The organism is Salinivibrio sp. ML290 (assembly GCF_001995695.1).
GTDB classification, from domain to species: Bacteria; Pseudomonadota; Gammaproteobacteria; order Enterobacterales; family Vibrionaceae; genus Salinivibrio; species Salinivibrio siamensis.
This window is the reverse complement of the sequence record NZ_MUEY01000006.1, coordinates 35,586-56,675: the sequence shown is the minus strand read 5'-3', so window position 1 is coordinate 56,675 and position 21,090 is coordinate 35,586. Positions and strand designations below refer to the sequence as shown.

General features: G+C 51.9%; 21 protein-coding genes. 1 reads left to right on the top strand and 20 read right to left on the bottom strand.

Going from position 1 to position 21,090, the window contains the following annotated elements; all coding sequences use genetic code 11:
- Positions 1-36 precede the first annotated feature (36 nt).
- On the bottom strand, positions 37-1,500 hold the full coding sequence (guaB, locus tag BZG23_RS07070) for an IMP dehydrogenase (protein ID WP_046074993.1): 1,464 nt from the start codon (positions 1,498-1,500) through the stop codon (positions 37-39).
- 214 nt (positions 1,501-1,714) lie between these two features.
- Between guaB and xseA the strand changes: the two genes are divergently transcribed.
- The gene (gene xseA / locus BZG23_RS07065; RefSeq protein ID WP_108743715.1) at positions 1,715-3,103 is read left to right on the top strand and encodes an exodeoxyribonuclease VII large subunit; all 1,389 of its coding nucleotides are present in this window, start codon (positions 1,715-1,717) and stop codon (positions 3,101-3,103) included.
- A 401-nt stretch (positions 3,104-3,504) separates the two neighbouring features.
- Here xseA and der read toward each other — a convergent pair whose 3' ends face one another.
- From der to trmJ, 19 genes are all read right to left on the bottom strand, one after another.
- Positions 3,505-5,010, bottom strand: coding sequence for a ribosome biogenesis GTPase Der (der, locus tag BZG23_RS07060; RefSeq protein WP_077606525.1), 1,506 nt, complete (start codon positions 5,008-5,010; stop codon positions 3,505-3,507).
- Between the two features lie 92 nt (positions 5,011-5,102).
- Positions 5,103-6,260 (bottom strand): outer membrane protein assembly factor BamB, encoded by a 1,158-nt coding sequence (bamB, locus tag BZG23_RS07055; protein WP_077606524.1) that lies wholly within the window; start codon positions 6,258-6,260, stop codon positions 5,103-5,105.
- A gap of 9 nt (positions 6,261-6,269) precedes the next feature.
- Positions 6,270-6,863: a YfgM family protein gene (locus BZG23_RS07050; protein WP_046074997.1), complete on the bottom strand. Its 594-nt coding sequence runs from the start codon at positions 6,861-6,863 to the stop codon at positions 6,270-6,272.
- A gap of 11 nt (positions 6,864-6,874) precedes the next feature.
- On the bottom strand, positions 6,875-8,143 hold the full coding sequence (hisS, locus tag BZG23_RS07045; protein ID WP_046075050.1) for a histidine--tRNA ligase: 1,269 nt from the start codon (positions 8,141-8,143) through the stop codon (positions 6,875-6,877).
- Positions 8,144-8,195: 52 nt separating this feature from the next.
- A complete protein-coding gene (ispG, locus tag BZG23_RS07040) occupies positions 8,196-9,323 on the bottom strand; it encodes a flavodoxin-dependent (E)-4-hydroxy-3-methylbut-2-enyl-diphosphate synthase (protein ID WP_077579552.1) in 1,128 nt (375 codons plus the stop codon).
- A gap of 15 nt (positions 9,324-9,338) precedes the next feature.
- Positions 9,339-10,337, bottom strand: a complete 999-nt coding sequence (gene rodZ, locus BZG23_RS07035) for a cytoskeleton protein RodZ (protein ID WP_077606523.1) — start codon at positions 10,335-10,337, stop codon at positions 9,339-9,341.
- Positions 10,327-11,082, bottom strand: coding sequence for a type IV pilus biogenesis/stability protein PilW (gene pilW / locus BZG23_RS07030; RefSeq protein WP_077606522.1), 756 nt, complete (start codon positions 11,080-11,082; stop codon positions 10,327-10,329). The genes rodZ and pilW overlap by 11 nt, the downstream gene beginning before the upstream one ends.
- A gap of 24 nt (positions 11,083-11,106) precedes the next feature.
- Positions 11,107-12,228: a bifunctional tRNA (adenosine(37)-C2)-methyltransferase TrmG/ribosomal RNA large subunit methyltransferase RlmN gene (locus BZG23_RS07025; protein WP_077606521.1), complete on the bottom strand. Its 1,122-nt coding sequence runs from the start codon at positions 12,226-12,228 to the stop codon at positions 11,107-11,109.
- 248 nt (positions 12,229-12,476) lie between these two features.
- Positions 12,477-12,905 carry a nucleoside-diphosphate kinase gene (gene ndk, locus BZG23_RS07020; protein ID WP_077579555.1) on the bottom strand — a complete coding sequence of 143 codons (429 nt, stop codon included), beginning with the start codon at positions 12,903-12,905 and terminating at the stop codon, positions 12,477-12,479.
- A gap of 150 nt (positions 12,906-13,055) precedes the next feature.
- Complete coding sequence (gene pepB / locus BZG23_RS07015; protein ID WP_077606520.1) at positions 13,056-14,351, bottom strand: aminopeptidase PepB; 1,296 nt, start codon at positions 14,349-14,351, stop codon at positions 13,056-13,058.
- 201 nt (positions 14,352-14,552) lie between these two features.
- Positions 14,553-14,753 carry a Fe-S cluster assembly protein IscX gene (gene iscX / locus BZG23_RS07010; protein WP_046075004.1) on the bottom strand — a complete coding sequence of 67 codons (201 nt, stop codon included), beginning with the start codon at positions 14,751-14,753 and terminating at the stop codon, positions 14,553-14,555.
- Between the two features lie 29 nt (positions 14,754-14,782).
- Positions 14,783-15,121, bottom strand: coding sequence for an ISC system 2Fe-2S type ferredoxin (gene fdx / locus BZG23_RS07005; protein WP_046075005.1), 339 nt, complete (start codon positions 15,119-15,121; stop codon positions 14,783-14,785).
- Positions 15,122-15,123: 2 nt separating this feature from the next.
- A complete protein-coding gene (gene hscA / locus BZG23_RS07000) occupies positions 15,124-16,974 on the bottom strand; it encodes a Fe-S protein assembly chaperone HscA (RefSeq protein WP_077606519.1) in 1,851 nt (616 codons plus the stop codon).
- A gap of 43 nt (positions 16,975-17,017) precedes the next feature.
- Positions 17,018-17,530 carry a co-chaperone HscB gene (gene hscB, locus BZG23_RS06995; protein WP_046075007.1) on the bottom strand — a complete coding sequence of 171 codons (513 nt, stop codon included), beginning with the start codon at positions 17,528-17,530 and terminating at the stop codon, positions 17,018-17,020.
- Positions 17,531-17,543: 13 nt separating this feature from the next.
- On the bottom strand, positions 17,544-17,867 hold the full coding sequence (gene iscA, locus BZG23_RS06990; RefSeq protein ID WP_046075008.1) for an iron-sulfur cluster assembly protein IscA: 324 nt from the start codon (positions 17,865-17,867) through the stop codon (positions 17,544-17,546).
- Positions 17,868-17,887: 20 nt separating this feature from the next.
- Positions 17,888-18,271 carry a Fe-S cluster assembly scaffold IscU gene (gene iscU / locus BZG23_RS06985; protein WP_046075009.1) on the bottom strand — a complete coding sequence of 128 codons (384 nt, stop codon included), beginning with the start codon at positions 18,269-18,271 and terminating at the stop codon, positions 17,888-17,890.
- Between the two features lie 53 nt (positions 18,272-18,324).
- Complete coding sequence (locus BZG23_RS06980; protein ID WP_046075010.1) at positions 18,325-19,539, bottom strand: IscS subfamily cysteine desulfurase; 1,215 nt, start codon at positions 19,537-19,539, stop codon at positions 18,325-18,327.
- Between the two features lie 30 nt (positions 19,540-19,569).
- Complete coding sequence (gene iscR / locus BZG23_RS06975) at positions 19,570-20,091, bottom strand: Fe-S cluster assembly transcriptional regulator IscR (RefSeq protein ID WP_077579558.1); 522 nt, start codon at positions 20,089-20,091, stop codon at positions 19,570-19,572.
- A 122-nt stretch (positions 20,092-20,213) separates the two neighbouring features.
- Complete coding sequence (gene trmJ / locus BZG23_RS06970; RefSeq protein WP_046075012.1) at positions 20,214-20,978, bottom strand: tRNA (cytosine(32)/uridine(32)-2'-O)-methyltransferase TrmJ; 765 nt, start codon at positions 20,976-20,978, stop codon at positions 20,214-20,216.
- Positions 20,979-21,090 lie beyond the last annotated feature (112 nt).

Sequence of the window (21,090 nt, the reverse complement as noted above, 5' to 3'; positions counted from 1 at the left end):
CGCTCCCCTCTCAAATGCATCGCGATGGTGATGTCTTTAGCCGAGACGGTAGTTCGGCGCTTCTTTAGTAATGGTGACATCATGCGCGTGTGACTCTTTCATGCCCGCGCCAGTGACGCGAACAAACTGCGCTTGGGTACGCATCTCTTCAATGGTGGCAGAGCCGGTGAGGCCCATGCTGGAGCGCAGGCCACCCATTTGCTGATGAATGATCTCTTTCATCATGCCTTTGTAATCGACACGCCCTTCAATCCCTTCAGGTACCAGCTTGTCTGCGGCGTTGTCGCTTTGGAAATAACGGTCAGACGAGCCTTTTGACATCGCGCCCACCGAGCCCATACCGCGATATGATTTATATGCACGGCCTTGGTAAAGTTCGACTTCCCCTGGAGACTCTTCGGTACCAGCGAGCATTGAGCCCACCATCACGCACGACGCGCCCGCGGCAATCGCTTTACACAAATCCCCTGAGAAGCGGATACCGCCATCGGCAATCACGGGAATGCCGTACTCTTGCGCTACAGCGGCTGCATCACTGATCGCAGTGATCTGCGGGACACCCACGCCGGTAACGATACGCGTGGTACAAATCGAGCCTGGGCCAATTCCAACCTTGACGGCATCGACACCGGCTTCAATCAGGGCGCGTGCGCCTTCAGCGGTGGCGACATTGCCGCCCACAATCTGCAGGTTCGGGTACGCGGCACGTGCATCACGAATACGTTGCAGAACCCCTTCAGAGTGGCCATGTGATGAGTCAATCAACAGCACATCCACGCCCGCTTCAACCAAGGCGGCAATGCGTTCTTCGTTGCCCGCACCGGCACCAACGGCACCGCCGACACGCAAGCGACCTTGTTCGTCTTTACAGGCATTAGGCTTGCTTTCCGCTTTTTGGAAATCTTTGGCGGTGATCATACCGGTGAGATGATGACTTGGGTTGACCACCAAAATCTTCTCGACGCGGTGCTGTTGCATGAGCTGTTGTACCTGCTCACGTTCTGCGCCTTCTTGCACAGTGGCGAGGCGAGATTTTGGTGTCATCACGTCTTCGACGCGCTTGCTTAAGTCAGACACAAAACGCACGTCACGGCCTGTGATGATCCCCACTAGCTCTTTTTGTGCATTGACAACAGGGTAACCGGCAAAGCCGTTACGCTCAGTCAGTGCCTTCACGTCAGCAATGGTCATTTCTGGGGTCACAGTCACTGGATTGGTGACCATGCCTGCTTCATAGATTTTGACCAAGCGTACTTGTTCTGCTTGTTGCTCGATAGTCATGTTCTTATGGATAAAGCCAAGACCACCTTCTTGCGCCAAGGCAATCGCCAAACGGGCTTCGGTCACCGTGTCCATCGCGGCGGATAGAACAGGAATGTTTAAGCTGATCGAGCGTGTCAGTTTTGTACGCAGATCGGCATGGTTAGGAAGAACATTTGAGTGGGCAGGGACGAGGAGTACATCGTCAAAGGTTAGCGCTTCTTTCGCGATTCTCAGCATTGCAATATCTCACACCAAAATTTGTGAAGGGGAACAAAATATTGCCGCAGCATTATACGGGCAGCGCAAACGTTTGGCTATCGATTTTTATTAAGAATCGCTGTTTGGTGGGCAACGGATTTTTAGTCGGTTGATTTATCACCAGATATCAACGCGACTTTTTAGCAACCGATTGCTCAAGGTCTATTTGGCATACCGAGATGCGGCAGGTAGTATGCCCTCAGGCTTATTGAAAGGATCCGTGATCGTGACCGCTAACAACCGAAACATTCTTTCCGTCTCTCGCTTAAATGCCGAAGTGCGTCTTTGCTTGGAGAAAAACATCGGTATCGTCTGGCTCACGGGTGAAATCTCTAATTTTACCGCTGCGACATCCGGTCACTGGTATTTATCGTTGAAAGATAACCAAAGCCAAGTTAAATGTGCGATGTTCCGTGGTAACAATCGCCGCGTGATGTTCAAACCTAAAAACGGCGATCAAGTGTTGGTACGTGCGCGTGTCTCTATGTACGAGCCTCGCGGCGACTATCAACTGATCTTAGAAAGCATGCAGCCCGAAGGCGATGGACGACTGCAACAGGCGTTTGAGCAACGCAAACAAGCGTTAGCCGCTGAAGGCTTATTCGCACAAAGCGCCAAACAGGCCTTGCCCGACCAACCCAAACGCGTTGGCATAATCACCTCCAAAACAGGCGCTGCCTTGCACGATATTCTAAATGTGTTGAAACGGCGCGATCCGAGCCTGCCCGTGGTTATCTATCCAACGCTGGTACAAGGACAAGAGGCAGCGGTCTCTATTGCCCAAGCCATTGGACGTGCCAATAGCCGCAACGAATGTGATGTGCTGATTGTTGGCCGTGGCGGTGGCTCACTCGAAGATTTATGGTGCTTTAATGAAGACATCGTCGCCCGTACTATCGCCGCCAGTCAGATCCCTATCGTCAGTGCCGTGGGCCATGAAGTGGATGTTACCATTGCTGACTTTGTTGCCGACGTGCGCGCGCCGACGCCATCAGCCGCCGCAGAATTAGTGAGCCGTGATCTTAGTTACCGCTTGCAGCAATATCAGCAGCGCGAGCAAGGGCTCAAAAACGCGATTGGCACCCTCCTGTATCGCCAGCAACGGGCACTGACGCAGCACGAACACCGTTTGTCTCATCAGCACCCTCGCCGTCGCCTACAACAGCAGAGTCAGCATATTGATGAGCTGCAAAGACGGATGCACCAGGCACTCACTAAGCAGTTTTCACGGTACAGCAGCCAACTGAACACGCTAGATAATCGATTGCAGCGCATGACGCCTTACCGTCGTATTCAGCAACATCAGGCTCAATTGGCGCAACACCATCAACGCCTCACCCACGCGATGGACTCACACCTGTCACATGCGCAACAGCGACTCGCCACCTTGGTCGCCACCTTAGATGCGGTCAGCCCACTTGCCACCCTTTCTCGCGGCTATTCAATTAGCCGTGATAGTGATGGGCACATCGTCACTAACATCAACCAGCTAGAAGAGGGCGATACCTTACACACTCAGCTCAGCAACGGCGATGTCACTAGCGTCGTGCAACAACGTCATCCACGTCAGGTAGCTGATTAAGCTCTGTACAACACACCTCTGACCGATCAGTAAGCGATCGAGCGATCTGGGGGTTTATCCCCCTTGATCAGCTTCCTACCCTGAAAAGAATATTTATCAATACACTTCCCGAAAGCATAAGTTACATATTCTGCATTTGGATTTTTAAAAGGATAAAACTCTAAATTGTATTTTATTAAAGCTTTGATCCAGAACAATCCAAAAGTGTGAGATGGCAAGGGGTGTCGATTTTACCACCGCTCAAAACCTGAGCGGCAGCGCAATAGGCTAGGATCTAAGACAACAGATAATCGCGCTCATTAATGTGATTTAGATCACTTTAATTTAGTTGCGGATCCCAACAGAGATCGGACTCGCCTTGTCGCGATCAAAAAAGCCCAGCATCGCTGCTGGGCTTTGTATTACTTCTTATTGCGGTTTTTCACCATATCCATTAAGCGTTTACGCTGACGGGATTGAGATAATGTCAGCTTTTCTTTTTTCCCCTCATAGGGGTTTTCGCTGTTTTGGAATTGGATCTTTATCGGCGTGCCCATAATATCCAAGGTTCGCCGATAGTAATTCATCAAATAACGCTTATAAGAGTCTGGTAGCTCTTTGACCAAGTTACCATGAACCACCACAATCGGCGGGTTGTAACCGCCTGCGTGCGCATATTTGAGCTTCACCCGACGTCCCCGGATCATCGGTGGTTGATGGTCATCTTGCGCCATTTTCAGAATACGGGTGAGCATCGCGGTTCCGACGCGTTTTGTCGCTGACTGATACGCCTCTTGAATCGACTCGAACAAGTGGCCTACCCCGGTGCCGTGCAAAGCAGAAATAAAATGCACACGGGCAAAGTCGACAAACCCTAAGCGGCGATCAAGCTCAGACTTCACGCGCTCTTTCACTTCGCTATCTAAGCCATCCCACTTGTTGACCGCCAAAACAATCGAGCGGCCCGCATTCAGCGCAAAACCAAGTAAGCTTAAGTCTTGGTCCGAGATGTTCTCTCGTGCGTCGATCACCAACAATACGACGTTGGCATCTTCAATCGCCTTGAGGGTTTGGATCACCGAAAATTTTTCCACTTTATCGGTCACCCGTTTACGACGTCGAACCCCGGCGGTATCAATCATCACGTATTCGCGACCATCACGCTCCATGGGAATGTAAATCGAGTCGCGGGTCGTGCCTGGCATGTCATAAACCACCACGCGCTCTTCGCCCAGCATACGGTTAGTCAGGGTTGATTTACCCACATTGGGACGGCCGATAATACCGATTTTAATCGGCAGCGACTGTAAGTATTCATACTCGCTTTCAGCCTGCTCTTCGGTTTTAACCGCGTCTTCGCCACTGTCGAGCGTATCTGCTTCATCGGTCAAATCGACCAAGCCTGCTTGCTCGTCGTCCTCGTCCGCGGACACTTGCTCAACCAAAGGCGTCAACGCACGATTAATCAGGCCGCTAACACCTCGACCATGCGCGGCGGCAATTTGGAACATGTTGTCCATGCCCAACTGCCAAAAGTCCGCGGTTGCCGTGTCTGGGTCAATACCATCCACTTTGTTCACCACCAAGAAGGTGGTTTTTTCACGGGTACGGATATGCTGAGCAATGTCTTTGTCCGCTGGCGTAAGACCGGCTCGACCATCCACCATAAACAGCACGACATCGGCTTCTTCAATCGCCGCTAGCGACTGCTCCGCCATCTTGGTTTCTACACCTTCTTCGGTGCCGTCAATGCCGCCGGTGTCGATCACGATAAACTCGTGATCATCCAGCAATGCTTTGCCGTATTTTCGATCCCTGGTCAGTCCCGGAAAATCCGCTACTAATGCATCGCGTGTGCGGGTAAGACGGTTAAAGAGCGTCGATTTCCCCACATTCGGACGCCCCACTAGGGCTATAACAGGAATCATGTAGACCTCTTCTTTTCATTCGCTTTATTAATAAACAAGGCTCCCGACTGTCTTTGCAGCCAGGAGCCTAAATATAAACTGGGTGGCTTCGCTTACTCGATACTCAGCTTTCTCAGTTGACCATCACGGGTGATCACGATATAGCCATCATCCGTTTGCACCGGGGCAACAGCGATCCCGTTACCTTCCAGTGATTGCTGCGCGACAAAATCGCCCGTTTGCGGGTCAAGCCAATGCAAGTAGCCTTGGCTGTCGCCGACCACCAGATAGCCGCCGCTTGCCGCGGGTGCCGTTAAGATACGGTACGCCAACTGTGTGTTGCGCCACTTCTCTAGGCCGTTGCGTGCATCTAACGCAACAATATTGTCTTTATCATCAATAAGATAAATACTATTGCCTGCTACGAGGAAGTCTTTAGCAGAGGAAAAATCCCGCTTCCACGCCGCTTTTCCGGAGCGCAAATCAATAGAGACTAATTGGCCATTATAGCCTACTGCATACAAACGGTCGCCATCGATCACTGGGGTCGCATCCACATCCACTAAGCGGTCGATTTCAGTCGCCCCTTTTGGTGTCGAGATAGGAATTTGCCAGATAGACCGTCCGGTTTCGATCATTGCCGCGCCTAGGCGTCCATTGGCCATCCCCCAGAATACGCCGCCGGAAATAGTCACCGGCGCACTTTCACCGCGTAGGCTCAAGTTCGGCACATCATTGGTGTTGTTCCACTGTGGCTCGCCCGATTCCGCGTCCAATGCCACTAACTCACCACGGCTGGTGTTAACGATCACCAACCCAGCTTCCACCAAAGGCTTGGCCAGCACTTCGCCATTCACGTTCTGTTGCCAAACCCGCTCGCCGGTTTCCGCATCCAGTGCGTACACTTGACCCGTTTCGCCACCCACATACACTTTGCCGTATGAGGCGCTCAACCCGCCGGAGAGCAACGCCGGTGTCTCGTCTTGCACCGACTGTTGCCAGATAGATTCACCGCTTTCTAAATCAAACGCGGCGACTAAACCTTGTCGATCAGCCGCAAAGACTTTGTCATAGGCCACTGTGGGCTGAAGTGCGGAATAATACTGCCCGACACCGTCGCCCACTTGTGCTCGCCAATGCTGGGTTGAAGATATCTCATTGGTCACAGCAGGCAGTGGCGCTATTTGCACCACATCTTCTTCACCGGCACAGCCAGCCAGTACAGCCATGGTCGTGGCCATTGCAGCCATGCGCCATAATCGTTTTTTCATACCACGACCTTATTGACTCAGATTATCAAGCTTCATGTTAACGGTCGGGCTTTCCGCCGCCGCCAATGACGCTGCATACGCGTCTCGCGCTGCCTGCTTGTCGCCCTGACGAAGCAAGACGTCGCCGCGGATCTCTTCCACTTTCGCGGTCCAGCTCTGCGTGGTGACTTTGTCGAGTTCGCTCAATGCGGCTGGGTAATTGCCTAACTCCGCTTCAACGCGCGCCAGGCGTGTCGTCACCAACCCGTACAGCGCCTCGTCTTTCACGGCTTGCTGAGCATTTTGCAATTGCTCACGGGCACTTTCCAGCTCCCCTTGCGCAACATGCTTTTGTGCCAGCTGCAATGCTGCCAAGGCACGATAACCTTCATGGCCTTCTAATTGGCTCAATGACACGGTATCGCCGCTTTCAATACCACTTAGCACTTGTTCGTATTGCTGCGAGGCTTGCTCTTGGTTGGTAAGCTGTTGTGACTGAAAATAACGCCAGCCATATAACGCCCCCAAACCGACAACGGCGCCGATCACGACCGCTTTACCGTTGTCTCGCCACCACTTTTTAATGGCTTCAACCTGCTGCTCTTCTGTGGTGTAGACGTCCACGTTCTGTCCTCTTAAATCAATGCTTTTAGTGACGCGGCGATCTCATCCTGATTCAGTGTTTGTTGCTCGCCGCCTTTCAAATCTTTTAACGCCACTGTGCCGTTGGCAACTTCATCCTCGCCTAGCACGAGCGCCACAGAGGCGCCGACTTTATCCGCGCGCTTAAACTGTTTCTTAAAGCTACCACCGCCAAAATGTGACATCACACGCAGTCCGGGCACCTGTTCGCGTAAGCGCTCCGCCAGTTTCATCCCAGCGATCATCGCGCCTTCACCCGCCGTGACCATGTACACATCCACCGCTGGGCGGACATCATCTTGGTTGAGGTTTTCCAGCATCAGAACCAAACGCTCTAATCCCATTGCAAACCCAACGGCAGGCGTCGCTTTCCCCCCGAGTTGCTCAACCAAGCCATCATAACGGCCACCACCGCACACCGTGCCTTGCGCCCCCAAGCTATCGGTGATCCACTCAAACACGGTCCGGTTGTAGTAGTCGAGGCCACGTACCAAACGGTGGTTAACTTGGTATTCGATACCTGCCGCGTCCAAGAGTTCACACAAGAGGGCAAAATGCTGTTTAGATTCGTCATCCAGATAATCACCCAACTGAGGCGCATTAACCAATACAGCTTGGATGTCCGCATTTTTGGTATCGAGCACGCGCAATGGGTTGGTCTGCATTCGACGCTTGCTGTCTTCATCCAACACTGATTCGTGTTGCATCAAAAAGTCCACCAGCGCTTGACGATAGTTCGCACGCGCTTGTGGTGATCCGATTGAGTTAAGCTCCAATCGCACATGCTCAGCAATGCCCAGCTCACGCCACATACGTGCGGTCATCATGATAAGTTCCGCGTCCACGTCTGGGCCATTTAGGCCAAACACCTCAACGCCAAACTGATGAAACTGGCGATAACGACCTTTTTGTGGGCGCTCATGACGGAACATAGGCCCGGTGTACCACAGGCGGTGCTCTTGGTTGTACAGCAGACCGTTTTCGATCCCCGCTCGGACACAACCCGCGGTCCCTTCAGGACGCAAAGTGAGGCTGTCACCGTTGCGATCATCGAAGGTGTACATTTCTTTTTCGACAACGTCTGTCACTTCGCCAATCGCACGGCTAAACAAATGCGTTGCTTCCACAATAGGCATGCGAACTTCGCTATAGCCGTAAGCGCTCACTACCTTTTTAATCGTAGATTCGAGCTTTTGCCATAAAGGAGATTGAGACGGGAGGCAGTCATTCATGCCTCGAATTGCTTGAATTGTTTTAGCCACGTTAACTTCCGTTACCGACATGATAGAAAAGGGGAGAAGGCCGCCTAACGGCTTAGCCTTCTTGATCGATTTGTGACACCTTGATGCGGTTGCGTTCATCCATCATCGCCGCTTTGGCGCGGATTTTTGCCTCCAACTCATCCACCAAGTTGTCGTTATTAAAGCGCTCTTTTTGGCGTTTACCGTCGAGGTAATAAGCACTGCGCTTGTTACCCCCAGCCAAACCGAGGTGAGACGCTTCGGCTTCACCCGGGCCATTGACCACACAACCAATCACGGAGACATCCATTGGGGTCAGTATATCTTCCACGCGCTGCTCGAGCGCATTGACTGTACCAATCACATCAAACTCTTGACGCGAACAGCTCGGACACGCAATAAAATTGACGCCGCGCGAGCGAATGCGAAGTGATTTGAGAATATCGAAGCCCACTTTGATTTCTTCTACCGGATCGGCGGCGAGCGATACCCGCAAGGTATCACCAATGCCTTCCGCCAATAGCATTCCCAAACCAACGGATGACTTAACCGCACCAGCACGCGCGCCACCGGCCTCCGTAATGCCAAGGTGTAAAGGTTGATCAATCTGCTGCGCAAGTTTGCGATAAGACTCAACCGCCAAGAAGACATCTGACGCTTTGACGCTGACTTTAAATTGATCAAAGTTAAGACGGTCCAAGATATCGACATGACGCATGGCCGACTCGACCAAAGCATCGGGCGTTGGCTCCCCGTATTTTTCTTGCAGATCACGCTCAAGTGAGCCGCCATTCACACCAATACGGATTGGAATGTTTTTATCACGTGCGGCATCCACCACCGCCCGAATGCGCTCTTCTTTACCAATATTACCTGGGTTGATACGCAAACAATCGACACCATACTCCGCCACTTTTAATGCAATACGGTAGTCAAAGTGGATGTCTGCCACCAAAGGGATCGACGTTTGCGCTTTAATCTCTTTAAACGCTTCCGCCGCGTCCATGGTGGGTACTGACACCCGAACGATATCTGCACCCACCCCTTCTAGCGCTTTGATTTGCGCGACGGTGGCTGCCACATCTGTGGTTCGCGTGTTGGTCATAGATTGCACGGCAATCGGCGCGCCATCACCAATCGGCACATTGCCGACATTGATGCGCGTTGAGGGACGGCGTTTGATGGGAGTTTCGTTGTGCATATCGACGTTCTCTGATTACTGCGGAAGGCGCAACCGAGCCACTTGGCCGGTTGGGAAGCCATCAAGATCAATGTTGTCGCCATTAAAGGTGATTTTCACCACACTAGGGGCACCCAATACTAATTGATACGGGGTGTCGCCGGTTAAGGTCACTTGTTCACCCTCAGATTTTATCCCGGTTGCCAGTCGCTCACCATTGGCGTCTCGCACGTCTATCCAGCAATCTCCACTAAAGGTCATCACCAGACGGTTATTGACCGTGCTTGCGGGGGCTTCATCCTCAGACGCTGCCGTTGGTTGTGCCTCTGGTGTTGTTTGCGTTGTCGCCTCGTCCGTTTGCGCCGACTCAACCGCAGTGGCCGATTCTGACGCCGTCGATGCTGATGGGCTCACCTCATCTGACACCGGCGCGTTCGCGGCATCTTGTACATCAGTGACCTGCGGCTCCGCCCCTTGTGAGGCCGCCGAATCTGTCATCGCAGGCTCGGCCATTGCCGGTGCATCGGCGGCAACCATCGCGCTATCTTGTGCTGATGGGGTCGTGACGAGTTCATCCGCTTGTTGGCTATCCAATTGTGTTGGCACGGACGTCATAGCCTGCTGATTCTGCCAATACCACACGCCAGTGATCCCGACCGCAATGGCAATAATCACCCAAGACAGCCACATTAATCGACTTTCGCTCTTTTGCCGCCGCGTTTTGCGCGAGAAGCTTTGCATTTTTTGTACGGTAGCCGCACTGCTCGCTTCCATATTGCTATTACCCAACAGCTGATCGGCGTCGATTTGCATCAGCTTGGCATAGGAGCGCAAATAGCCACGTGTAAACGTGGCCAATTGATCCATGTCTGGGTTGTTTTGTTCAAGATCCTCAATGACACTGACCCGCAACCGAAGTCGGTCAGCAACATCACGAACACTCCAGCCCATTTTCTCTCGCGCTTGCTTTAATACTTCCCCGGGCGCAGGTTGGGTATCAGATTGCGCTTGTTCTTCCGTCTGTTCAGTATTCATTCGCTAGGTACAATTGATATTCTTTGGATTCTGGAAACCGTTGCGCCAATCGCTGAGCGTCATGGGCAGCTCGCTCCGTGTAGCCTTGTTGCTGATAAGCTTTCACTAGCAATAACAGTCCGGCAGGCTGAACACCAACGCGTTGGTGGAGCCGCTTGATACGTGCGACGGCTGCTGCCTCTTGCCCAGTCTCTATCTCTAACTTGGCAAGTTGTAACCCCGCACGGACATTCAGTGGGTCGTGATCAGCCGCTTTGCTAAACAAGGCTTTTGCGCGTTCTACGTGGCCAGCTTTTAGCTGACAAAACGCCGCGTTTTCATAACTGTCTGACACACGATGATAATACGGTTGTACGACTGCTTGCAAAAATGCGTCATTTGCCGCGGCAAACCGCTGTTGTTCGCACAAGAAAACACCGTAATTGTTATATACATCGCCTTTTTCAGACGCTTGCGCTAACGCTTGTTGATATAAGCGATCCGCTTTGTCGTTTTCACCGACACGTTGTTGATAATACGCCATCGACAGCGAGGTGCGATAGTAGTTAGGTGCATATTGGCGCGCTTGCTGCAAGTTTTGCTGCGCTTGTTGATAGCGATCACTGTTTAGATAGCCTAATCCCAGTGCAATACGCGCCTCTGCGGCTTGAATCTTATCAAACTTGGGCTCACTGTGCTGCGAACTTGGCGTTGAACAGCCAACCAACGCCATCAACACGCCCACAACCCAAACCGTTTTTGTCATGCCATCCCCTTATCGCCATCTCATTTAGACGGGTCGAACAGGGATCACCTCCTGTGCGCCCAGTCGCTTCTCGGCACGCTTAGTTCGGTCGACAATGTCACCGGCTAGTTGGCCACACGCTGCGTCAATGTCATCGCCTCGTGTTTTACGTACCGTCACCGTAAAGTCGTATTCCATCAAGGTTTTCATAAACCTATCAATACGAGAATTACTCGGTTTGTTGAACGGTGATCCAGGATACGGGTTAAATGGGATCAGGTTAATCTTCGCTGGGGTGTCTTTTAATAGCTCTGCGAGTTGGCGCGCATGCTCCATGTAGTCATTGACATGATCCAGCAAGATATATTCTACCGTCACACGGCCGCGGTTGGCATTTGAGGTTGCAATATAACGGTGTACCGCATCCAAAAAGGCCTCGATATCCCAACGCTCGTTAATGGGCATGATTTGGCTACGCAGCTCATCGTTCGGCGCATGCAGTGAGATGGCCAAGGCGACATCGATTTTGCCAATCATTTGCTCCAAGCCAGAGACCACGCCCGATGTCGACACGGTGACTCGGCGCTTAGATAAGCCATAAGCATTGTCGTCGAGCATCAAATTCAGAGAAGGGAGAAGGTTTTTCATGTTGAGAAGCGGCTCTCCCATGCCCATCATCACCACGTTAGTGATCGGACGACGACCCGTCTCTTTCTCAATGCCGATCTCTTTCGACGCACGCCACACCTGCCCGATGATCTCAGACACACGCAAGTTGCGGTTAAAACCTTGTGCCCCGGTTGAGCAGAACTTGCAATCAAGCGCACAGCCTACCTGAGAGGAGACACACAATGTCGCCCGGTCATCTTCGGGGATATACACGGTTTCCACGTCTTGACCGCCCACACGCATTGCCCATTTGATGGTGCCATCTTGGGAGTAATGCGCTTCACTGACTTCTGGGGCTTTAATTTCTGCCACCCGCTTGAGCTTCTCACGCAACTTCTTGTTGATGTTGTTCATTTCATCGAAGTCGTCGCAACCAAAGTGATACATCCACTTCATGACTTGGTCAGCACGGAAGGCTTTTTCGCCGAGCTCATCAGCGAAGTAGGCACGCAATCCTTGCCTGTCAAAATCAAGCAGATTAACTTTCTCTGTCGTCATTGGGGGTTGCCTCGTAAGAACTAGCTAGGTGGTAAGACTGAATCATCGCCTCACGCGTGCCGATGTCTTACCTTGATCATAGCCAAGATATCTCCTCGGGACGCGCTTAAGGCGCGAAATTGTACAGGCTTTAGATCACAGTTTCCACTCTCTAACAGCGGGGTTATTCAATGTGGTTGTCTGATTTCGATAGGCAGAAAAAAAGAGGCTGACGCCTCTTTTTGAAGATTAAAAAGCAGGTGCTTGATTTAGCAGCGAGGATGAATTTCATCCGCGGTAAAAAAGTACGCGATTTCGCGCTCTGCAGACGCAGGGCTATCAGAGCCATGCACTGAGTTGTATTGCATGCTTTCCGCATAGTCAGCGCGCAATGTGCCACACGCTGCTTCTTCTGGGTTGGTTTTTCCCATCAACTCACGGTAGCGGCTGATCGCGCTCTCGCCTTCTAGTACTTGCACCATAATAGGGCCTGACGTCATGAACCCAACCAAGGATTCAAAGAAAGGCTTCCCTTGGTGCTCGGCATAAAATCCTTCTGCCTGCTCTTTGCTAAGATGGAGCATTTTCGCCGCCACGATACGCAAACCTGCACTTTCGATACGCTGATAAAGCGTGCCAATTAAATTACGCTCTACGGCATCAGGTTTAACGATAGAAAAAGTGCGTTCAATGGTCATTCGCTTGTCCTTTCACTGTCTGAATCTGGCCCGCTAGGGGCAACAACGCGCCTACCCTAGCAAATTTCCTCGCGTGTCCCTATGACCAATCGGGTGAAGCGTTAACTCACACAAAATTTTTGTTAACCTTTCACCCAAGGTGTCACAGGTCTATTTCGCTTGGTCGAGCAATACACGCGCTAAGGTTTTCACGCCCATTCCGGTCGCGCCCACGGCCCATTTATCATTGGCCGCTTTGCGGTAAGTGCCAGAGCAATCAATGTGCATCCAGCCTTTTTGATAATCCTCAACAAAGTAGGAAAGGAACGCCGCCGCGGTGCTCGCACCTGGCATGTACGCCCCCATGGATGCATTGGCAATATCCGCAAACGAGGAAGGCAGCAGCTGGCGATGGAACTCGGCCAATGGCAACGGCCACATGCCCTCGCCTTCTTTTTGTGCCGCGTCAAGCGTACGGTGTGCGAGCTCATCGTCGAAACTAAACAGCGCATGATAGTCATTACCCAACGCGGCTTTTGCCGATCCGGTGAGCGTGGCACAATCAATCAGAAGTTCAGGTTTTTGTTCACTGGCGTACATCAGGCCATCAGCGAGCACCAAGCGCCCTTCCGCATCGGTATTGAGCACTTCAACGGTCACGCCATTTTTGTACGTGATAATATCACCCAACTTGTAAGCACTGCTTGAGATCATGTTCTCGGCACAGCAGAGTACCAGTTTAACGCGTTTATTCAGCCCCTTGGCAATCGCCATCGCCAGCGCCCCGGTCGCCGTCGCTGAGCCGCCCATGTCCGCTTTCATGGTGGTCATAAAGTCGGAGCCTTTAATGCTGTAGCCCCCAGAATCAAAGGTGATCCCTTTCCCCACCAAACAGGCATACACAGGCGCGTCCGGATCGCCTGTAGGGTTATAGTCAAGTTGTAACATGGTCGGTTTGCGCGCCGAGCCACGACCGACGGTATAAATGCCATTCCAACCTTTTTCTAACAGGTCGGTACCGGAAATGATTTTATAAGTGACTTGGTCGGGGGCCATGGACTTAACAAACTCCCCTGCACGCGCCACTAACTGATGTGGCCCAACTTCTTCTGCCGTCTGGTTGATAATATCGCGTACCCAGTCACCCACGGTCTGTCGAAGCTCGAACTCTTGCGTATCGGCATCGTTCAACACGGTCTGCGTAAAGGCGACCTTATTTTTGGGGCCACGAAGCCCTTGGTAGAACGCCCAGACTAATTCAAGATCCCAGTGTTCTCCTGTGAGTGTCAGCGCAGGCACACCTTGCCCTTCAAGCTTGCGCGCCGCTTGTTGCACCTTGTCTCGCGGGTTGGCATCGCTCGACACATGGATCACCGCGTTGTCAGCGTCAAAGGAGACCAGCGCGTTATCGCCCCACTGTGGCGCCGCCGGCTGATGCGACAGGATAACGTTTAATGAATCTGACATATTGCACTCCTTGTACTGTCTCGCTGCTTTTACTGTACAGCGTGTCTCACTGAGCCCTCAGACAAACGCCTGGACGCCTCAGCGATATGAAAAAAGCGAGCCCATTGGCCCGCTTTGAATGTATGTTTTATTGGCCACAGGTACTGTGCCGAGCCGGAGACGATAACACAAGTATTATCAATCACTCGCGAGAGCTAGCCCTCAGTCTCTCTCATCCATCCAGCACATGATGATCGCCTCGAGGATGCGCTCATTGGAACGCTCTGGGTCATCGTCAAAATCATCCAGTTCAGTGATCCACTGATGCAAATCAGTAAAACGAACCGTGGTTGGATCGACATCTGGGTAGGCGTCACAAAGCTCGATTGCAATATCGAGCGAGTCTGTCCATTTTAAGCTCATCTTGCTTCTCCGTCCGTTACAGCCTTGGATTAATGGTTTTCGGCTGCGTGATTCAAGGTATAGCGCGGGATCTCAACCACCAAATCTTCATCGGTAATTTTTGCTTGGCAACCCAAGCGAGACTCCGGCTCAAGCCCCCACGCTTTGTCGAGCATGTCATCTTCTAGCTCATCACTTTCGTCTAACGAGTCGAACCCTTCACGGATCACCACATGGCAGGTGGTACACGCACACGACTTTTCACACGCGTGTTCAATGCCAATGCCATTTTTCAACGCCACGTCGAGGACTGTTTCCCCTTCTTTCGCTTCCAATTCCGCACCTTCTGGGCATAACTCGTGGTGCGGCAGAACAATAATCTTAGGCATGATTACACCTCATCAATGGATTGGCCGGCCAACGCATGACGAATCGATTGATCCATGCGGCGTGCCGCAAAGGTCTGGCTGGCTTTGTCTAATGCTTTGATCCCGGCTTCAATGGCGGCGCCATCATCACCGTTGCGCAAGGCAATCAAGGCTTCTATTTCTTTCACCAAAGCTTGCTGCTCATCAGGGTTGAGCAGGTTATCCCCGTCTTGTTGCATGGCAACCAGCAAGCCTTCGATCACACGATCGGCTTCCACACGCTGCTCCGCCAAGTAGCGGGCATCTTTGTCTTCTTCCGCATGGGTAAATGACGATTTGATCATGGTGGCAATCTCATCATCACTCAAGCCATAAGAGGGCTTCACTTGGATAGACGCTTCCACTTCGGTGGATTTTTCCATCGCCGTCACGGACAACAAGCCATCAGCATCTACTTGATAAGTCACGCGAACATGGGCCGCCCCCGCCGTCATCGGTGGGATGCCTTTGAGGCTAAAACGTGCTAATGAGCGGCAATCGTCTACCATTTCACGCTCACCTTGTACCACATGCACTTTCATGCCGGTTTGGCCATCTTTAAACGTGGTGAATTCTTGCGCTTTTGCCACAGGAATGGTGGTGTTGCGTGGGATAATTTTCTCCACCAAACCGCCCATGGTTTCGATACCAAGAGAAAGCGGGATCACATCTAACAGCAACATGTCAGAGTCTGGTTTGTTGCCCACCAAAATATCAGCTTGTGTCGCGGCGCCAACGGCAACCACTTTATCTGGATCGATGCTGGTCAGTGGCTCGCGACCGAAAAACGTACCAACCTGTTCACGCACGGCGGGAACACGGGTAGAACCGCCCACCATCACGACTTCCAGCACCTCATCGGCACTGACACCGGCATCTTTTAATGCGCGGCGGCATGACATCAAGGTTTTCTTAATAAGTGGAGCAACCAATTGATCGAACGTTTCACGGCTCAGCTCGCCTTGCCACCCCAGCACATCGATGGACGCGCTGTCAGCAGAAGAAAGGGCAATTTTCGCCTGCGTGGCGGCGTGCAGCACGGTACGGCGCTGATCGCCACTGAGGGTGTCAAACCCGGCTTGCTCACAGATCCATTGCTCGAGTAGATGGTCAAAGTCGTCTCCGCCCAATGCGGAATCGCCGCCGGTCGCCATGACCTCAAACACGCCCTGAGACAAGCGTAGAATCGAGATATCAAAGGTGCCGCCACCTAGATCATAGACCGCAATCACCCCTTCTTGGCCCGAATCAAGGCCATAAGCAATCGCCGCAGCGGTAGGCTCGTTAAGCAAACGCAGCACGTTTAGGCCTGCCAGCTTCGCCGCATCTTTAGTCCCCGCACGTTGTGCGTCATCAAAATAGGCGGGTACGGTGATCACCACACCTTCAAGCGCGTCGCCCAAACTTTTTTCCGCACGTTCGCGAACGGTGCGTAAGATATCGGACGAGCCCTGCACTGGGTTAATCGCGCCACGGCGGGTTTCCACTTGTGGCAAGCCATTTTCGGTTTGTGAAAACTGATAAGGAAGTTGCGGATAACGGGCTTGCACATCGTCTAATGAACGCCCCATCATGCGTTTGACAGACACCAAGGTATTGGCGCTATCCGTTTGCACGTGTGGGAGGGCGTCATAGCCCACGGAAATGGCATCATCACCGTAATGGACCACAGAAGGGATCAGTGGTCGGTCTTGTTCGTCGTTCAAGGTGGTTGCGGTACCGCTTCGTACCGTGGCCACCAAGGTGTTGGTGGTACCCAAATCGATGCCGACCGCGTGCTTGTGCTCATGCGGCGCGGCACTTTGACCGGGCTCTGAAATTTGTAACAGTGCCATGTCTAATCCTTAAACTTTACTGCGTTGACAGGCGAAAGGGCGATCAACTCATCAGCTGATCTTCGACACGCTCCACTTCATGGCGAAGCTTTTCTGCGAACTTGAGTTTACGCACAATCACGGCGGCCTCTTGCCACTGTGACGCAGCCAATGCCTGTTTAACCTCTAGAATCAATGCGTCGTAGAGTGACTGGGCTTTTTCACCAAAATCAAACAGCGCCGCTTCATCTTGACTATCGGTAATCGACTCGAGCTCCTCACGCAACGTCATTTGCTGCATCAGGAACTCAGGATCCTGCATGGTTTGCTGTTCGTCTTTTAAGTCAATACCTTGCAACGTCAGCATATACTCAGCGCGTCGAACCGGATCTTTTAACGTCTGAAACGCGTCATTCACTTGCGATGCTTTCTGTACCGCCTGCAGACGGGTTTTCTCGTCTTGGCTAGCAACATTATCGGGATGGTACTGACGTTGCAATTCCCGAAACGTTGAAGAAAGCGAGCTACCGTCCAGCTCAAACTGATACGGTAGCTCGAAAAGTTCAAAATGATTCATGTGCTCTCACGGATTACACGTTGAAGCTTTCGCCACAACCACATTCACTACTCACGTTAGGGTTGTTGAATTGAAAACCTTCATTCAGGCCTTCTTTAACAAAATCCAGCTCTGTCCCTTCGAGATAGAGCAAGCTCTTACCATCGACGATTACCTTGACATCATCGTACTCAAAAACCTGATCGCCTTCTTGCAGCTCATCCGCAAATTCGAGTACATAGGCCATGCCTGAACACCCTGACGTTCTCACGCCCAGGCGCAAGCCAATGCCTTTGCCACGGTTATTGAGAAACGCTCTGACGCGATCTGCTGCCGCCTGTGTCATGGTAATAGCCATATATCAACAACCCCTTCGTTTTACTGCTGGTGTTTTTTCTTGTAATCACTGACCGCCGCTTTAATGGCGTCTTCCGCCAAGATAGAGCAGTGCACCTTGACGGGTGGTAGCTCTAATTCTTCTGCGATCTCAGAGTTTTTGATCGCAGCAGCGTCGTCAATCGAGCGGCCTTTCACCCACTCGGTAACCAGTGAGCTCGAGGCAATCGCCGAGCCGCAGCCGTATGTTTTAAACTTGGCGTCTTCGATGATGCCTTCGTCATTCACCTTGATTTGTAGTTTCATGACGTCGCCACACGCAGGGGCACCAACCATGCCATTACCAACCGATGGGTCGCCTTTCTCAAACGAGCCAACGTTACGTGGGTTTTCGTAGTGGTCAATTACTTTATCGCTGTAAGCCATAATCGTTTCCTCAATATGATTGCTCACTGTTGCCAGCTGGCGCGTTATTCGAGTTAGTGGTGCGCCCATTCAACGGTACTTAGATCGATACCGTCTTTGTACATGTCCCAAAGTGGTGACATTTCACGCAGTTTATTCACTGCTTCACGCACTTTCTCAATCGCATAATCCACTTCTTCTTCCGTCGTAAAGCGACCAAATGAGAAGCGCAGCGAGCTATGTGCGAGCTCATCGTCGCGTCCAAGCGCACGAAGCACATAGGAAGGTTCGAGGCTTGCTGAGGTACACGCAGATCCTGACGATACCGCCAGATCTTTCAGTGCCATCAGTAATGACTCGCCTTCAACAAAGGCAAAGCTCACGTTTAGGTTATGTGGAACACGCTGTTCCAAATCGCCATTGACGTAAACTTCTTCTAAATCTTTCACGCCTTCATAAAAACGCTCGCGCAATGCCAGCGCATGTTGGAAGTCTTTCTCGCGCTCTTCTTTCGCGATACGGAACGCTTCACCCATGCCCACAATTTGGTGAGTAGGCAATGTGCCTGAACGCATACCACGCTCGTGACCACCACCATGCATTTGCGCTTCAATGCGTACGCGTGGCTTACGGCGAACGTATAAGGCACCAATGCCTTTAGGGCCGTACGCTTTGTGTGCGCTGAATGAGATCAAATCGATTTTCATCTCTTTGACGTCCAGTGGCACTTTACCCACTGACTGCGCCGCATCGACGTGGAACATAATTTTACGTTCACGACAAAGCTCGCCAATCGCAGAGATATCTTGAATCACACCAATCTCGTTATTCACGTGCATGATTGACACTAAAATCGTGTCGTCACGCATCGCCGCTTCGAGCTTCTTCAGATCGACCAGGCCGTTTTCTTCTGGCTCAAGATATGTCACCTCAAAGCCTTCACGCTCCAGTTGACGGCAAGGGTCAAGCACGGCTTTATGCTCTGTTTTGCAGGTAATAATGTGCTTGCCTTTCTTGGAGTAGAAATTAGCAATACCTTTGATAGCCAAGTTGTCTGACTCAGTCGCGCCAGAGGTAAACACGATCTCACGTGGGTCGGCATTGCAGTAATTGGCAATGTTCTCACGCGCTGTATCAACCGCTTCTTCTGCTTGCCAGCCAAAGCGGTGTGAACGAGAGGCCGGGTTACCAAAAAACCCGTCCATGGTCAGGTACTGACTCATTTTTTCAGCAACGCGCGGATCCACCGGACACGTGGCTGAATAATCAAAATAAATGGGCAATTTCATGTTTTTCTCCAATTACACCGACATTGGTCATCAGGAGCGAACGTTCACGCCTATGGTGGCGCTATCTTGTTTGACCTTCGAGCTAAATGTGTTTCTGGGCGCCAATGAGGCATCCAGTTTAGCGTCCTGACGATCTGCTACTTGCTTCACTTCGTTATCATGCATCAGCTCACCGAGCGTGATGTCGTTTAAAAAGCCGCTAATTCGGGCACTTAAGTCGTGCCACAGAGTATGTGTTAAACAACGGGTGCCGCCTTGGCAATCCGCTTTACCTTGGCACTTGGTCGCGTCGACAGATTCGTCAACGGCAGCAATCACGGCCCCCACGGCAATGTCACTTGCCGCAATACCGAGGCGATAGCCGCCGCCGGGACCACGTACACTTGTCACCAACCCCGACTTGCGGAGCCGTGAAAAAAGTTGCTCAAGATAAGACAAGGAAATGCCTTGACGCTCAGAGATGTCCGCCAGTGGTACAGGACCCTGCTCGGCATGAAGCGCCACATCGAGCATGGCGGTAACCGCATAACGGCCTTTCGAAGTCAATCTCATAACACGCTACCTGTGGTGAATAGATGCTCAGATAGTTACATACCCGAGTAATTTGGTCAAGTATTTACCTGAGTATTTTTGTCAGGTTTTCACCCTAAGTTACGCATGCTCGGTTGAAAGGATCACTGAGCGCGATGATTATCGGTATTTTGCTCGCGCGATGCCGCTTGTTGGGTCACTTTTTCGATGGATGACAGCACCCCCCGTAAAATATTTAACTCTTGGCTCTCAAGTCGCGCTCGGTTAAAGAGCCGACGTAACTTGGTCATCACCATCCCGGGATGCTGAGTACGGATAAATCCGGTTTTGCTAAGGACCGTTTCTAGGTGCTGATAAAACCGTGAAAGCTCTTCATTTAAAGGGTAGGTTTGTTCCAGCGTGGGGCCTTGATAGGCTTGACTGTCTAGCCAAGCGACGCGCATTTCATAGCACAGGGTTTGTACCGCCATCGCCAAATTCAACGAGCTATAGTCTGGGTTGGACGGAATCGACACATGATAATGGCAGGTCTGCAGCTCTTCATTGGTCAAGCCAGTGCGCTCGCGACCAAAGACAATCGCCACCGGGTGAGTACTCGCCTCTTCCACGGCCTTTTTACCGCATTCGCGAGCATCGAGCATCGGCCACTCGAGTGTCCGGCTTCTTGCACTGGTTCCCACCACAAGGCCACAGTCTGCCACTGCCTCTTCTAAGGTACCGACGACCCGCGCATTGTTGGCGATATCACTGGCACCGGCCGCCAACGCAATGGCTTGGCCATCCACTTCACATTCGGGGGCCACGAGGGTCATATTGCTAAGCCCCATGACTTTCATTGCCCTTGCGGCTGAGCCAATATTACCGGAATGGGAAGTTCCCACCAATACGACGCGGATTTGATCTAGCATGATGTTGTTTTCGTCTCTTACGCTGTGCACCCTTGGTGGGGTGGGCAGGTGTCTGTTAGATCTGCGCAGTTTATCACAGTGCAATCGATAATACTTCTCAGCTAAGCGTGTC